The organism is Actinoplanes siamensis (assembly GCF_016862395.1).
Classification (GTDB): domain Bacteria; phylum Actinomycetota; class Actinomycetes; order Mycobacteriales; family Micromonosporaceae; genus Actinoplanes; species Actinoplanes siamensis.
Genome location: NZ_BOMW01000043.1, coordinates 21217 through 36271, shown reverse-complemented (window position 1 = coordinate 36271; position 15055 = coordinate 21217). Strand labels below are relative to the sequence as shown.

The window sequence follows — 15055 nt, the reverse complement described above, 5'->3', positions numbered from 1 at the left end:
CGCGGGGTGACCGACCCTCCGGCCACACGCCCGAGCCGCGGTCCTGGGCCGCGGGACGGCCCGCGCCACCGGACGAGACGTCCGGCGGCGCGGGAGGAAACGCCTTAGCGCAGGGTGTCGACGTCGATGACGAAGCGGTAGCGCACGTCGGACTTGAGCACCCGCTCGTACGCCTCGTTCACCTGGTCGGCACTGATCATCTCGACCTCCGGCGCGATCCCGCGCTCGGCGCAGAAGTCGAGCATCTGCTGGGTCTCGGCGATGCCGCCGATGCTCGACCCGGCGAACGAGCGCCGCGCCCCGAACAGCGCGAACACCGGCACCGGCAGCGGCTCCGGCGGCGCGCCGACGCTGACCAGCGTGCCGTCCAGGCGCAGCAGCCGCAGGTAGGCGGCCAGGTCGACGGGCGCGCTGACGGTGTTGACGATCAGGTCGAAGGTGTTCGCGAGCGCCTCGAACGTCGCCGGGTCGCTGGTCGCGTAGTAGTGCTCGGCGCCGAACCGCAGCCCGTCGTCCTTCTTGCTGAGCGTCTGTGACAGCACTGTCACCTCGGCGCCCATGGCGACAGCGATCTTGACGGCCATGTGGCCGAGACCGCCCATGCCGACCACGGCGACCTTCTTGCCCGGACCGGCGTTCCAGTGCGCCAGCGGGGAGTACGTGGTGATCCCCGCGCAGAGCAGGGGCGCGGCCGCCTGGTACGGGATCGACTCCGGAACCCGCAGCACGAAGTCCTGGTCGACCACGACGTGCGTGGAGTAGCCGCCCTGGGTGATCGTGCCGTCCCGGTCGACGCTCGCGTACGTCCCGACGTTGCCGTTGGTGCAGTACTGCTCCTGCCCGGCGCGGCAGTTGTCGCACTCCCGGCACGAGTTGACCATGCAGCCGACGCCGACCCGGTCACCGGCGGAGAACTTGGTCACCTCGGAGCCGACCTCGGTGACCTGGCCGACGATCTCGTGGCCGACGGTGAGCGGGTACGCGACCTCGCCCCACTCCCCGCGCACGGTGTGGATGTCCGAGTGGCAGATCCCGGCGTACCGGATCTCGATGAGCACGTCGCGCGGCCCGACGTCGCGCCGCTCGATCGTGGTGCGCACGAGCGGGTCGGTGGCGGAGGTCGCGGCGATGGCGTTGACGGTAAGAATGACATCCTCCTGGAGCAAAATGGGTCTTGTCCGCTATATCACCTGGATGCGGGTACCCAAAAACGGTGCACCCCCCCAGCACACCCGACGGCCGGGCCGCGAGCAAGTCACCAGCGATGGGTGTACTGGCAGTACACCGGTCGGACGGCCGGCGGCCGGCCCTGTCTCAGGAGCGCCGCGGTGGGCTTCGTCACCACCGGCGCGCCCAGCCTGTGCAGTACGCCGCCATCCGGATCGGCGGCGCCTCGGGGAAGCCGGAGGAGGCGGAGATCCGGCGGTTCTGGACGAAGGTCGCCGGGTGCCGTTCGCCGACGCCGACTGGTTCCGGAACGTCGCACCGGGGGGCGAGCGGAGCTGGTGATCCACCGGCCGGTCCGGCGGGCCAGCGGTGATTTCGCCGGCGGCACTCGGGCTGGTGCTGGCCGAGCGGCTGGCCGAGGAGGTCGGCTGGTACGCCACCGGCGCCGGCAAACAGGTCTGGGCCACCTTCGCCCTGGGCGGGCGTCCGGGGCCGCCCTAACTGTGGACGCGTACCTCGCCGGTGGTCGCGGCCCAGGACGCCAGCAGCGTGAGCGCGTGCGCGGTCGGCGACTGCGGCTCGGCGGAGTAGATGGTCAGGGTCAGGTCCGGGTCGGCACGCAGGTCCAGGCTCTCGTACGCCAGGGTCAGGTCACCGACGATGTGGTGGCGGAACTCCTTGATCCCGGTGCCGTGCGTGCGCACGTTGTGCGCGCCCCACCGGCGCCGGAAGTCGTCGCTGCGGGTGGACAGCTCGCCGACCAGGTCGTGCAGGCCCTTGTCGTGCGGATCCTTGCCGGCCGCGGTGCGCAGGTTGGCCACCAGCATGTCCGCGGCGAGGTTCCAGTCCGGGTAGAACCGTCGGGCCGCGCTGTCCAGGAACGTGAACCGGCCGAAGTTGGGCGGGCTCACCGGGTCGGCGTAGACGTCGCTGTACATCGCGCGGCCCAGGTGGTTGGCGGCGAGCAGGTCCTGGCGGCCGTTGGCGACGATCGCCGGCACGGTGATCGCGTCGAGCGACCACTGCAGGCTGGGCCGGACCGTCCACTGCCGGGGTCGCCGGCTGGGCCGCAGCAGCGCGTTGCTGCCGTTCGCCGCCTGGGCCAGGCGCAGCAGGTGGGCCCGCTCGGCGTCGTCGAGCTGCAGCGCCCGGGAGATCGCCTCCAGGACGCCGGCGGAGACCCCGGCGAGCGAGCCGCGCTCGAGTTTCGCGTAGTACTCCACGCTCATCCCGGCCAGCGCCGCCACCTCGCTGCGGCGCAGCCCGGGAACGCGGCGCCGGCCGCCGGCGGGGATACCGGCCCGCTCCGGCGAGACCTTCGCCCGGCGCGAGGTGAGGAAGTCACGGACTTCGGCTCGGTTGTCCACGACCCCGACGGTACGGCCTCAGGTCGCTGGCCTGCGATGCACTGTCAGTACACCCCAGCGGGGAGCCGGCGCCCCTACAGCGGGTCGGTGGTCTGCGTGGTGCCGTTCGCGACGCGGTCGGTCCAGCGGGCGCCGTCCCACCAGCGGTGCCGGAAGCGACCGGTCGGGTCGGCCTGCCAGGAGGCCGGCGGACCGGCCGGCGGGGGCTGCGGGCCGGCGCCGGGTTGCGGGCCCGGCGCGAACTGCGGCTGCTGCGCGAACGGGGGCTGCTGCGCGACGGGCGGCTGCTGGGCGAACGGGGGCTGCTGCGCGCCCGGCTGCTGGGCGCCGTTGCTGAAGGCCGGCAGTCGCTTGTTCTGCCGGTCGTCGCGCACCTTGAAGATCAGGATCCAGGCTCCGAGCAGCACCTGGAAGCCGATCCAGGACATCAGCTTCATCATCATCAGGAACATCCACAACGGCAGCGGCAGCCGGAAATACCACACGCCGCCGTTGTCGTCAGGCGGGTTGAGGAACGCCGGAGCGCTCAGCGCGATGCCGCCGGCCAGGGCGAACAGCCACAGGACGAGGCTGCCCAGGAACGTCCCGGCCCCGCTGCTCGCGCCGATCAGCGTGGTGAACACGACGACGAATGTGATCATGCCGACCCACATCGTCGCCAGCCAGAGCAGAAACTTACGCATGGCCGTCTCCGGGACGCCGTGAGAATTCCATCTTCATCCGCCACTTCTCATGGATCTTGCACGGTTGTTTCCGCACCGCAGACGCTAGCCGCGGAATCGACGACGGTTCAAGATTCATCGATGTCTTCCGGCTTACCGTCCATCCCGGAAAATGCCTTCCGCCGTACCCGTCGCGATGATCGCCACCAGGGGCCAGCCGAAGGGACGACCCGCTCCGGGTAAGCGTTGTCGGACGTATCCCGCCCAGGCCAGAGCGGCTCCGCCACCGGCGCCGGCCCATTTCTGTGAAGATACGGAATGTTCATGATCATCGATCCGGAAAAACGGCCGGGAACAACGGGCCGGCGGTGATTGCCGGATTAGGCTGCGGTTCTGGCCGCCGCGGAGCAATGGTGGACGGGTGCGGGCTGGCTGGTCGCCACGGGCGTGGTGGCGTTTCGTGGCTGTCCCGCTGGCGATCTGGCTGATGCTCACCGCCGGCGGAACGACGGCGCTGCTGTGGTCACAGGCACAGAGCCGGGCGTGGCTGACGCAGCAGTTCGAGGTGCGGCTGAGGCAGGTGGGCAACTTCGTCAGCAACTATGCCGCCGACCTGATCGACCGGGAGCGGGCGCAGGCGCGCGCGATGCTCGCCGATCCGGTGGTCAGCGAGCGGGACTTCGTCCGCGCAGTGGGCGGTTTCGGTTACCCGGCGGCGGTTCTGATCGACTCCCGCGGGCGGTTGCTGCACGCCGTCCCGCCCGACCCGGCCCTCACCGGCCGGGAACTGGTTTCGACGTACGAGCACCTGCGCATCGCGGCCCGGCAGGGCCGGCCGGCGGTGTCGTCGGTGGTGCGCTCCGCCGTGCGCGACGAGCCGGTGGTCGCGTTCGCGGTGCCGTTCGACACCTCCTCCGGGCGGCGGGTGTTCTCCGGCGCCATCCCGATCGCCAGCAGCCCGCTGTCGTCCTACCTGGCCACGTCCTGGACAGTGAACGGCGTCCGGGTGCAGCTGACCGATCCGTCCGGCCTCATCGCCGCCAGCAGCCGGCCCGTGGACCCCGCGACGCCGTCGCTGGCGTCCGACTCTCCGAAACTGGCGCTCGCCCTGACCCGGCAGGAGAGCGGCCGGTACCGGGACGGCGGCCGATGGTGGCATTACTCGTCGGAGCACGTTCCGAACACCCCGTGGCTGCTGTCGGCGACCGTGCCGGAGTCGGCGCTCTTCGCTTCCGTACGCGGCAACGAGACCGCCGGCCGGGTCGCCGTGGTCGCCGCGTCCGCCGTCGGCCTGCTGGTCGTCGCCGCCGCGGCCCGCGGCCGCCGGCACCGCCGCGAGCAGGAGGCCAGCGAGCAGCGCTTCCGCATGGTGTTCGACTACTCCCGGATCGGGATGCTGATCGCCGACCCGCAGGGCCGGTTCTCCCGGGTCAACCCGGCTCTCGGCCAGATGCTCGGCCGGGCGCCCGACGACCTGATCGGCCACGAGTTCACCGAGTTCACCCACCCCGACGACATCCCGTCCTGCCTGCAGGTCGTGAACGACTGCTGCGCCGGCCGGCGCAACGACTTCGAGATGCACAAACGCTACCGGCACGCGGACGGGCACTACATCGAGGCGCTGGTGACCAGCGTGCTGCTGCGGGAGCCGGACGGCCACCCGCGGTTCTTCGCCAGCCAGATCATCGACGTGAGCGAGCGCTACGCGCTGGAGCGGATCCGCGACCAGCAGAAGGCCGAGCTCGCCGAGCGGGCCGAACAGTTGCAGAAGGCCAACGCGCAGATGGCCGACTTCATCACGATGCTGACCCACGACGTCCGCCAGCCGCTGACCGGCATCGTGGCCCGGGGCGAGCTGCTGATCGACGAGTGGGACGAGCTGTCCGACCAGGACCGGACCCATTACGTACGGCAGATGCTCGCCGCCGGGCACCGCGCCGACCAACTGATCAGCGAGATCCTCACGCTCGCCCAACTCGACGAGGGAGCGATCGTGGCCCGCCCGGTCGCGCTCGACCTCTCCCAGGCCGTGCCGGAGGCGGTCGCCGCGCAGGGCCTCTCCCCCGAGCAGCCGATCAACATCCTGGCGCCGGACCAGGCGATCGCCCTGGCCGACCCCGCCCACCTGCAGCTCATCCTCGGCAACCTGGTCGGGAACGCGATCAAGTACGGCGCGCCGCCGGTCACCATCCGGATCGTCGGGAACCCCCGCCACGTCGACATCCACGTCACCGACAACGGTGAGGGCGTGCCGGAGGCGTTCGTGCCGCACCTGTTCGACAGGTTCGCGCGGGCCGAGACCGGGGTCGCGGTGACCAAACCGGGCACCGGGCTCGGCCTCTACCTGGTGCGGCAGCTGGCCGAGGCGGGGGGCATCACCGTCAGTTACCGGCCGCACCAGCCGAACGGATCGACCTTCACGCTCACCGTGCCGCGCCCGCCCGTGCGCCACGTCGCCGAGCCGCTCGGGGCGGATCCGCGCAAGGGCACGCCGGCCGTACGAAAGAACTGATCCTCACGCGGCTTTCTCCCGCGGGTCGCCGAAGGCGCCCAGCAGACCGGAAACCTGCAGGACCTGGAATCCGATCTTGCTGATCTCGGTGATCGACAGCCGGACGCCTGCCGCCCGGGCACGCACCCGGCAGATCAGCAGCGCGCGGATGCCTGACGAGTCGAGGAACATCAGATCGCCGGCGTCGATCCGGATCGGCCGGCCGGGGTGCCGCGCGAGCAACTCGGCGAAGCCGGCATGGAGGTTGTCGGCCTCCTCGCCGTCCAGCTCACCGGCGAGGGTGAGGCGCAGCGGGCCGACGCCCTCGGCACCGGCCACCCGGAAGAGCAGTTGATGACCCAGATCCGTCAGGCCCTGGGCGATGTCGTCGCCAGTCAAGGAAATCTCCCGCTGTGCTCCGGACCCCATCCCCTCGCTCTTGAAGGCTGGGTGGCCGTGCTCCAGCCTACGCCGCCCCGCTCGGGTGCGGGTCGGTCGTGCTGTGCGGGAGATGGACCGTTTCCAGGACGTGGTGCGCGACGCTGCCCGGCGGCGCGAACAGCCGCAACGCCGGGCGGTCGAACAGCACGGCCACCGCCGCGCTGGCCAGCTGGGTGACCGCGCTCAGGTCGGCGACCAGCTCGCAGGTGCCGCCGAGGGTGAGCTCGTCGAGCTCGCGGGCCAGGCGGGCGGCGGTCCCGGTGTCCAGCGGCCCGTGGATCGCGACCCGGTTGCCGGGCGCCCGCGGCTGATCGACGATGAGCATGGTCTCCGGCGCCGGGCAGCCGTCGCCGCCACCCGGTTCGGCGGTCAGCAGCCGGGCCGGGCGGGACATGCGGCGCCGGATCGTGGCGGTGGTGCCGTGCACGCCGTGGCCGACGTCCAGGTGGTCCGCGAACGCGGCGGCCAGCAGCAGGCCGAGGCCGTGGTCCCGGCGGAACCCCGCGTCGCCGGGCCGGGTCCGCTCCCGCCACCGGCCGTCGTCGGCGACGGTGATCCGCGCCTCGCCGTCGTCGCGCAGTTCGGCGGTGACCGTGACGGTGCCCCCCGGACGGTCCGGGTGGGCGTGCTCGACGGCGTTGGTGACCAGTTCCCCCACCGCGTGCGCCAGAGCGGACCGGTCCTCGTCACCGGCCTGATGCCTGTCGAGCCACCGGCCGAGGGCCGCCCGCGTCTGGCGGATGGCCGCCGACTCGCAGGGCAGCCTCAGGTGCAACGGCGGCACGGGAACGATCCGCTGCGCCGCGAGCAGGACGATGTCGTCGGTGTGCCCGGTCCGGCCGGCCAGCAGTTCCAGCGGCCTGGTGGTGGCCTGCTCGGCGGTGGCGCCGTGCACGACCGAGGCCAGCTCGACGGTGGCGGCGGCCGGGGTGCGCCCGGGCCGGTCGATGATGCCGTCGGTGTAGAGCAGCACGAGCTCGCCCGGCTCCAGGCGGTCGCGCCGCACACCGAACGCGCTCCCGGTGCCCAGCGGCCCGTGCCCGGTCAGCGCCAGGAACCGGGTGCCCGCCGCGCCGGTGATCAGCGGCGGCGGGTGCCCCGCGCAGCAGTAGGTCAGCGTGCCGTCGGCCGGGTCGAGCAGCGTCACGCACACGGTCGTGGCAGGCCCGCCGGGCACCCCCGGAGCCGTCCGGTCGGCCGCGGCCACCGCTGCCAGGATGTCGCCGGTGGCGTCCAGCCGCTCGCGCAGCACCGCGCGCAGCTGTCCCATCGCCGCGGTCGCGGGCACCCCGTGCCCGGCCACGTCGCCCGCCACCAGGACGACCTGTCCGCCGGGCGCCGGCACCGCGTCGAACCAGTCACCGCCGGCCGCGTCCTCGGTCCCGCCGGCCAGGTAACTGCCGGCGATCCGCACCGAGGGCAACACCGGCAGGCCCGGCGGCAGCAGCTGACGCTGCAGCGCGACGGTCACGTCCCGAGGGTGCGGGGAGCGCCCGGCGCTGTCCACGGTCACGACGTTGACCCCGGTGAGGGCGCCGGCGATGTCCCGGCGCGGTACGACGACCACGTCGAGACAGCGCTCCTCGACCCGGCCGCCGGACGGGTTCGCAACCTGCACCCGCCAGCCGTCGCGCGCCTGCGCGACGCCGGTCTCGTAGACCCGGTCCATCATCTCGGTCAGCTGCCGGCCGGCCGCTTCGGGGAACACCTCGCCCCACGGGCGGCCGACATACCCGGCCCGCTCGAACGTCTCCCGGTAAGCCCGGTTCACGGCGGCGAACCGGTGCCGCGGCCCGGCGAGACCGGCCAGCATGACCGGCATCGACTCGAAGATCCGCAGAACCTCCTCCGGCTCACCTACCAGAGCGCCGAACTCGTCGTCATGCTTCACTGGACCTCATCACGGCGCTCGCTTACCACGGACGTACGGGGTCAAACCGGCGCACGTATAAGGTTGGCCGTCGGTGGCCGCGCCGTCGGGCTCGAGGGAAACCGGTCTCCGTCCACCCAGGGACCGATGCGCTGCCCGCTGATCTGCCGCAGGCAGGCGCAGCCGGCCGGCGAGATCGTTCGCGGTCACCTGACCGGTGAAGCTGCTCGACGGCCGCCCCGGGCCGCCGTCCGCGTGCCCGGCCTGGTCCATGTCGCGCCGCACACCTCCGCAGTAATCGATGTGTTGACATAGATCGATCGGCGCGATGGGGTGATCTCACGTCTTTCTACCATCAGGAGTCGTGATGTCACCGAGAGCCCGCTGGGCGGCCACCGCCGCCGCACTCGTTCTGGGACTGCCATTCGCCGCACCACCGGCGCACGCGGCGCCCACCGCCGCGGCGCAGCCCGCGATCACGCTCAGCTCCGGCGAGCACGCGCTGATCCGTTTCCGCCTGGCCGACCAGGCCGCCCTGGAGCGCCTCGTCGCCGCGGGCGCCGACCTCGCCGCCCGGCCCAAGACCGACGGCGGCGCCGTGCTCGCCGACGTCGTGGTCGACGACGTGCAGCTCGCCGCGCTCACCGGGAGCGGTGCGACCCCGGTCCAGCTGATCCAGACCGAGTCCGACGCGGCCGCGCGCCGCCCGGCCGCCCGCCGCCTCGCCGAGGCCGCCGACACGCTGCAGTTCCTGCAGTCCTACTGGTGGACCACCAACGGCCGCACATTCCTGCAGACCCAGGTCGCCACCACCGCGACCGACGACCCGGACGTCGAGATCACCGTCACCTGGACCACCGCGGACGGCGCCACCGGCACGTTCCCGCTGGTCCGCTTCGAGGACTCGGGCGAATACCAGTACCACTACTCGCTCCCGCAGCCGCTGCCGGCCACACCGGTACGCGTCACCGCGTCGTCCAGCCTCGGCGGCAAGTCCCGCGCGGTCACCCCGGCCCCCTGGCCGTCCGCCACACCGCCGCCCACCCCGGCCGGCTACCAGAAGGACTTCATCTCGGCGTACCTGACGCCCACCGACATCACCGCCCGGATCAAGCGGCTCGCCCGGCAGTACCCGAAACTCGTCGACGTGATCGACCTGCCGAACAAGACCCAGGGCTACCGGCGTACGGCGGTGGCCTACCTGGGCGACCCGGACGCGGCCGCCGTGGTGGTCGAGTCGGTCACGTTCGGCGACCAGAACATGAACGGCGTGCAGGTGCGCACCGTCGACCCCGGGGCGGCCAACCGGCCGCTGGCCGCGTCGTACGCCGACCGGGTCCTGACCATCCGCCTGGCCACCGACAACGCCGGCAAGACGATCAGCACCACCGACGACGTGGCCGCGTTCATCACCGCCAAGTACCCGCAGAAGTTCCGCGCGTTCGTCGAGTCCGGCTCGGCCGGGCTGCCGATGCCCGTCGTCGCCCCGGTCCGGCTCGACGACGGCCTCAAGGGCACCGAGGTGCCGAAGAAGCCGTGGACCGTGCAGGCGCTGCGGATCGGCAAGGTCCGCGACGGTTCCAAGGTAGGCGTGCTGGCGTACTCCCAGGAGCACGCGCGCGAATGGGCGACACCGCTGGTCACGCTGGAGTTCGCGGAGCGGCTGCTGGCCAACTACGCCACCGACGCGGCGACCAGGGACCTGGTCGACAACGTGGACGTGTTCGTCATCCCGACGGTGAACCCGGACGGCGCGAACTACTCGTTCAACGACTACAACTTCCAGCGCAAGAACCTGGTCAACCACTGCACCGGCGCCAACCGGGACCCGCGCAACCGGGACTCGTGGGGCGTCGACGTCAACCGCAACTACACCGTCGGGTCGTACTTCGACGGCTACGTGGGCGGCAGCGCCAACTGCCTGTCCGGCACCTACGCCGGCACCGCGGAGCTGTCCGAGGCGGAGAGCAGCAACGTGATCGCGCTCGCGTCGGCGCACCCGAACATCGAGTTCGCGATGAACGTGCACTCCTACGGCGGATATTTCATGTGGCCGCCCGGGTCGTACAAGGCCGAGGGCCGGGTCACACTCCCCCGCCCGTCCATCGACGAGTCAAAGTTCTACCTGGACAGCGCCCGCCGCATCGTCGGCGCGATCGCCGCTTCCCGCGGGACGGTGACCTGGCCGTCGTACACCGGGCCGGTCGCTGACGTGCTCTACTCGGCGGCCGGGAACTCGGCCGACCAGCTCTACTACGAGCTCGGCATCGACGCCTGGGACTTCGAGGTGGGCAACGACATCTGGAACCCCGCGACCTCGCAGTGGGAGGGGGTCGGGTTCCAGCCGCCGTTCGACGAGGCGCACGCCGAATCGCAGGAATACGCGGGCGGGCTGGTGGAACTGGTCCGCGTCGCGAGGGACGCGCGGGCGGCGCAAGACCGATAGGGACGATCCGGGGGTACGGGCGTTCCCGCCCGTACCCCCGCGCCGCCTGATCCGAGCTCGCACACCCCGGTCATCCGCCGACCGTCGACGACGATCGGCGCCGCCGCGGCCTCCCGGCGCGGCGGCGCCGATGCGGTCGTACCCCCGGGTGGGTTCTGTCTGTCAAGCCCCCGGCAGGCGCAGACCCGGCACCCGTGCCGCTGCCCTCGATCGCATGGGGTGGGCCGGTCAGGCCCGGCCGCGGCGGCCTGGCCGACGTCCTCGCTCAGCTGACGCCGGACTCCCGGCCCAGCCACTCCCGGTGCGGTAATCAGTACCGGTGATTCTGCCGATGCGGCCGGAGACCGGCGTGTCGAGACTGGCAGGACCGCCGCTGACCGCCCGCTGAGGACGGCCGGCCCGGGTCCGGGCCCGGCGGACGTTCCCGACCGAGGAGGTAGCGATGACCGCGCCAGTGTCCGTCCCGTGCCGGCCCCGCCGCTGGCCGCAGCTGATCGCCGCGGTGGCCGCCGCGGCCGCCGCCCTGATCGTCGGCCCGGCTCCCGGCGCGGCCGTGCCCGCCGCGGTGCCCGGTCCGACGATCACCGTCCCGCCGGCCGGTACGCACGGCTTCCCGTTCCTGGCCGAGGCGGAGGACCTGCCCGCAGCCGGGTACACCGAGTCCGAGTACTTCCTCTCCGGCGTCGCGTCCTCGTACGTCGGGCTCGGCGTACTGCGCCCGGACGGGCGCTGGCCGGTCGCGGTGACCGGCCGAGCCCCGTACCGGACCCGGATGTTGGTACGCCGCCCGGCCGACCCGGCCCGGTTCAACGGCGTCGTGGTGGTGGAGTGGCTCAACGTCAGCGGACAGGTCGACCTCTCGCCGGACTACTGGTTCGCCCACGACGAGCTGCTGCGCGCCGGGTACGCGTGGGTCGGCGTGTCGGCCCAGGAGGTCGGCGTGGACGGCGGGATCGGCGATCTGCCCGGGCTGCGCCGGTGGGACCCGGCCCGGTACCGGACGCTGAGTCACCCCGGCGACCAGTTCTCGTACGACATTTTCTCGCAGGCCGGGCAGGCCCTGCGAACCCCTGACGGACCGAACCCGCTCGCCGGCCTAGCCGTACGCACGGTGCTCGCCGACGGCGAATCCCAGTCGGCGCTGCGCATGACGACGTACGTCAACGCGGTGCACCCGGTCGCCAAGGTGTACGACGGCTTCCTCATCCACAGCAACAGCGCCCTGGCCGCCCCGATCGACGCGCTCGGGCTCGGCATGCCGCTGACCGTCCGGATCCGTACCGACCTCGAGCAGCCCACCTTCGTCGTGCTCACCGAGACCGACGTGCTCGGCCACGCGCCGGCCCGTCAGCCGGACACCGCGACCGTGCGCACCTGGGAGCTGGCCGGCACCGCGCACGGCGACCAGTGGGCCCTCGACCTGGGCGATCCGACACTGCGCCGGTCACTGGGCAGCCAGACACCGTCGCCCGACTGCCCGGCCGGCTCGGCCCCGCCCAACGACGGGCCGGGCCACTACGGCATCGACGCGGCGCTGGCGCACCTGACCACGTGGGCTCAGGGCGGGGCGGCGCCCCCGGTGGCCCCGCCGGTCGCGGTCGGCGGCGGCGCGGTGATCCGCGACGCGGCGACCGGGCTGGCCGTCGGCGGCCTGCGGCTTCCGGACGTGACGGTGCCGACCCGCACGCTGAGCGGCTTGCGGGCGATCGGCGGCGGACCGTTCTGCGGCCTCTACGGGGCGCGTGACCCGTGGAACGCCGACGCCGACGGGTGGGACCGGCACGACGCCGGCGACCCGTCGAACCCGGCCCCACCGGCCAGCCCGGAACCGGACCTGGCCACCCTGTACCCGACGCATGCGCGGTATGTCGCGGCGGTGCGGGCGGCGGCCGACGCCGCGGTGGCCGCCGGCTACCTGCTGCCTCCGGACGCGGCGCGGATCGTCGCCATCGCGCAGGCGGCCCCGATCGGCGGCTGACCGCGTCACCTGATGAGCGTTGAACGTTCCGCCGCGGCTGACACTGATGTCTGCCAGTTACCTGGCGGCATCGACCGCCTACCTCAGCCACGTGCTCGACGGCTGCGGCGTACCACCACCCACGATCCGCAGCACCCGCCTGGTCGACCTGGTCAACACCCTCGACCCCAAGCTCGTCGCCGCCGCACTCGGCCTCGACCCACAAGCCCCGCTCATCTACCTCGCCGACCGCATCGACACCTCCTTGCTTGCCGATTTCAGCGCAAGGCCGGGCCCGCCCCCTCGACCACAGCAGTAACTACCTTCAACCGCGCCGCGGAAGGAATGAGTAGGGTCCAACCGGTGAAGCTGAACCTCTTTCATCACGTTCCGGAAGGGCTGACCCGGCGAGCCCGGTCGCTCGTCGTCGCCCACGGGGTTCAAGCCGACCTCCCAGACCTTGAGCAACACCGCTCCGCTTGGCTGGAATCGGGCATCCCGGCCGCCGAGATCGGCCGCGCCGTGGCGTTCCAGCGCCGGTGGGGCGGCCTGGTCCTGCCACCGTCCCCGCAATACGACGGCGGACCCAGATATTTCCAGGCCGACACCCCCGACAGCTCACCCACCGACGCAGCCGACGGTTCCCCGATTCCGGGATGGTGGTTCGAAGCCGGCCCGCAGAGGACAGCCGTTCCCTACTCGTTCATGATGGGCCCGACCGACGAGTTCGGCATCCACGATGGCCGACGGTGGGTGCCACTCCACGCCAGTATCGAAGGCTGGATCGAGTCCCTCGCCCTGGCCCATCACGCCGCGACCTGGGCGAAGCAGATCACGAAGGTGACCGGCGAAGCGCTGGATCAGCTGGAGTTGCACAACTTCGAACCAGTGGCCGAAGTTCGAGGACTGGCAGACACCTGGTGGCGGGGCACCGAATCGCTGATAGCCATCTACTCGGGCGAGTCCCGCTGCCTCGGCGCGCCGGTCATCCGTACCGGCCTGATCTACTCAGGGCTGGATGAATGGGGTCTACGCGGAGGCGCATAGCGGACCACCTCTGAGACTTGTGAGCGGTCCGATCGCCTCCCTTGACAGCGAGGTCGGCCGGCAGGTCTCACGACCTTTCACCGGGTGTTACAGCAGCTCAAGCACTACACCATCTTCAGATTCCTCACCCCCAGGACCGTGGTCGCGAATGATCTCGACGATCTCATCGAAGAGTGTCGGGCCTTCACCGACGGCCGAACCAGGTAAACGCGACCTCCGCCGAGAGCTCACTCCGAGGCCGGACCCGCAGGACTTGCTCGATGGGATCAGCATGGCAGCGGCGGCCCGAGCCGACGTCGACCGGGCCGAGCTCAACCTCATCGATGCGTCCCGGGCCGCTGGAGTCAGCTGGAATCAGATCGGCCTGGTCCTCGGCCGCCCAGAGGACCGAGTGGCCACCGCAGCACAGAACCGGCGAAGGCAGCTGGCCCGCAGTGTCACGCCCACGCCTCGCACCGACGCCGGCGGCGCCGGTGCGCTGGATGCGAGCGCGATCGGGCAGGTCACCGTAGGACCGCAGCACCACATCGCGGTGTCCGGAGCCACACCGGCAGGCTGGAGAGGTTCTCTAACCGCGCCGGAAATACCGTCCCAGGCACATTCTCCGGCGAGCACCGCTCGTCATGGGGTGTGCCAGGAGTAGTGCTTCCCGCCCGATAGCGATTTTATCGTAAGTCGAGTTCAGCGAGGTCAGTCATGTCCAGAACAGCGATCGCCTCCTTTTGATACCGTTCCAGATCTTCGAACGATCTAGGGTAATCGCCACGGCGGCTAAAGAATCGAATGGTTGCTCCTTGCAGAAAGAAGCTCTCATCCTCATCATCAATCGACACGCCCACCACTGATATTAGCCTCTCGGCCCCTGGAAGGATTGCTGCATCCATCAGCATCCGAGTGGCAAATGAAATGCCTCGCACGGCCGATCTAAATAAGTATGTGTTCTTCTCGGTTACAAGGTCTGACAGAGAAGCGTAAACGTCGTTCACCTCGTACTCGTAGGAGCCAATCTCCGAGGATTGCAGGTTCGTGCGCCATCCCGGGCCCCACAAAGATCTCAGCAAGATCGCGCCGCGAGGGCCGAGCACCCAGCCCGCTCTCGCGACTTCATCTAGATCGGGGGGCAGGTCGCGACGCAGAGCCCCCCACCCATCGGCAAGCAGGTCTGACATATGTGAATTCATCTTCACGGCCGCGTTATCCCCAGATATTGGTAGGCCTTATTGAGAGCGCTTTGCGGAACCTGACGCGCGATCTTCGGTGCCAGCTCCTCTCCGCCCTCCGAGATCCACTTTCCCGCATCCTGGTGGTAGTAATATTTGCCCGAGGCACCCCACCCCATAGGTTGAAGATGGATTTTCGCTCCCAGCTTACCCGGATTCTGGTTCTCAACGTCGATCCGGAACCGACCATTTTTGTCCATGTGTACAGTCTGACTGTAAACTTTAGGAGCATCGGCACTGCTTGTGAGACGAGCGGCCACCGGACACGAGTTGTGCACAAGCACCGGCGTCATGCCGGCGAGCACATAGTACGTGTGAATGCCATTGACGGTGAGGTTGTAGGCGAGGTTGCGACCGATGGAGAGCTTGTCAAAAGGAATCGACGCG

12 protein-coding genes and 1 pseudogene are annotated in these 15055 nt (G+C 70.8%); 6 read left to right on the top strand and 7 right to left on the bottom strand.

Annotation, left to right across the window (positions count from 1 at the left end; translation table 11 throughout):
• Nucleotides 1-104 precede the first annotated feature (104 nt).
• Nucleotides 105-1148 (bottom strand): NAD(P)-dependent alcohol dehydrogenase, encoded by a 1044-nt coding sequence (locus Asi03nite_RS22180; RefSeq protein ID WP_203682426.1) that lies wholly within the window; start codon nt 1146-1148, stop codon nt 105-107.
• A 388-nt stretch (nt 1149-1536) separates the two neighbouring features.
• On the opposite strand from Asi03nite_RS22180, the gene Asi03nite_RS38580 reads away from it, so the two are divergent.
• Nucleotides 1537-1668, top strand: a complete 132-nt coding sequence (locus Asi03nite_RS38580) for an ATP-binding protein (protein WP_275409491.1) — start codon at nt 1537-1539, stop codon at nt 1666-1668.
• Here the strand turns inward: Asi03nite_RS38580 and Asi03nite_RS22175 are convergent.
• The gene (locus Asi03nite_RS22175; RefSeq protein WP_203682347.1) at nt 1665-2534 is read right to left on the bottom strand and encodes a helix-turn-helix transcriptional regulator; all 870 of its coding nucleotides are present in this window, start codon (nt 2532-2534) and stop codon (nt 1665-1667) included. The two genes, Asi03nite_RS38580 and Asi03nite_RS22175, sit on opposite strands and share 4 nt — an antisense overlap.
• A 74-nt stretch (nt 2535-2608) precedes the next feature.
• Nucleotides 2609-3217 (bottom strand): DUF2510 domain-containing protein, encoded by a 609-nt coding sequence (locus tag Asi03nite_RS22170; protein ID WP_203682346.1) that lies wholly within the window; start codon nt 3215-3217, stop codon nt 2609-2611.
• A gap of 439 nt (nt 3218-3656) precedes the next feature.
• Here Asi03nite_RS22170 and Asi03nite_RS22165 point away from each other — a divergent pair, with 439 nt between their 5' ends.
• The gene (locus Asi03nite_RS22165) at nt 3657-5708 is read left to right on the top strand and encodes a sensor histidine kinase (protein WP_203682345.1); all 2052 of its coding nucleotides are present in this window, start codon (nt 3657-3659) and stop codon (nt 5706-5708) included.
• A 3-nt stretch (nt 5709-5711) separates the two neighbouring features.
• Here the strand turns inward: Asi03nite_RS22165 and Asi03nite_RS22160 are convergent, their stop codons facing one another.
• Both Asi03nite_RS22160 and Asi03nite_RS22155 read right to left on the bottom strand, forming a co-directional pair.
• Nucleotides 5712-6086 carry an STAS domain-containing protein gene (locus tag Asi03nite_RS22160; RefSeq protein ID WP_203682344.1) on the bottom strand — a complete coding sequence of 125 codons (375 nt, stop codon included), beginning with the start codon at nt 6084-6086 and terminating at the stop codon, nt 5712-5714.
• A 67-nt stretch (nt 6087-6153) separates the two neighbouring features.
• Nucleotides 6154-8019, bottom strand: coding sequence for a SpoIIE family protein phosphatase (locus Asi03nite_RS22155; RefSeq protein ID WP_239102851.1), 1866 nt, complete (start codon nt 8017-8019; stop codon nt 6154-6156).
• A 346-nt stretch (nt 8020-8365) separates the two neighbouring features.
• On the opposite strand from Asi03nite_RS22155, the gene Asi03nite_RS22150 reads away from it, so the two are divergent.
• The 4 genes from Asi03nite_RS22150 to Asi03nite_RS22135 all read left to right on the top strand — a co-directional run bounded on the left by Asi03nite_RS22150 (nt 8366) and on the right by Asi03nite_RS22135 (nt 13448).
• Nucleotides 8366-10444, top strand: coding sequence for a M14 family zinc carboxypeptidase (locus Asi03nite_RS22150; protein WP_203682343.1), 2079 nt, complete (start codon nt 8366-8368; stop codon nt 10442-10444).
• A gap of 442 nt (nt 10445-10886) precedes the next feature.
• Complete coding sequence (locus Asi03nite_RS22145) at nt 10887-12422, top strand: alpha/beta hydrolase domain-containing protein (protein WP_203682342.1); 1536 nt, start codon at nt 10887-10889, stop codon at nt 12420-12422.
• Nucleotides 12423-12468: 46 nt separating this feature from the next.
• The gene (locus Asi03nite_RS22140; RefSeq protein ID WP_203682341.1) at nt 12469-12720 is read left to right on the top strand and encodes a hypothetical protein; all 252 of its coding nucleotides are present in this window, start codon (nt 12469-12471) and stop codon (nt 12718-12720) included.
• 44 nt (nt 12721-12764) lie between these two features.
• Entirely contained in the window at nt 12765-13448 is a 684-nt protein-coding gene (locus tag Asi03nite_RS22135; RefSeq protein ID WP_203682340.1) for a hypothetical protein, read from the top strand.
• A gap of 665 nt (nt 13449-14113) precedes the next feature.
• Here the strand turns inward: Asi03nite_RS22135 and Asi03nite_RS22130 are convergent.
• The gene (locus Asi03nite_RS22130; protein ID WP_203682339.1) at nt 14114-14617 is read right to left on the bottom strand and encodes a hypothetical protein; all 504 of its coding nucleotides are present in this window, start codon (nt 14615-14617) and stop codon (nt 14114-14116) included.
• 317 nt (nt 14618-14934) lie between these two features.
• A pseudogene (locus tag Asi03nite_RS39155) lies at nt 14935-15015 on the bottom strand (intein-containing protein); the annotation flags it as partial.
• Nucleotides 15016-15055: the final 40 nt, after the last annotated feature.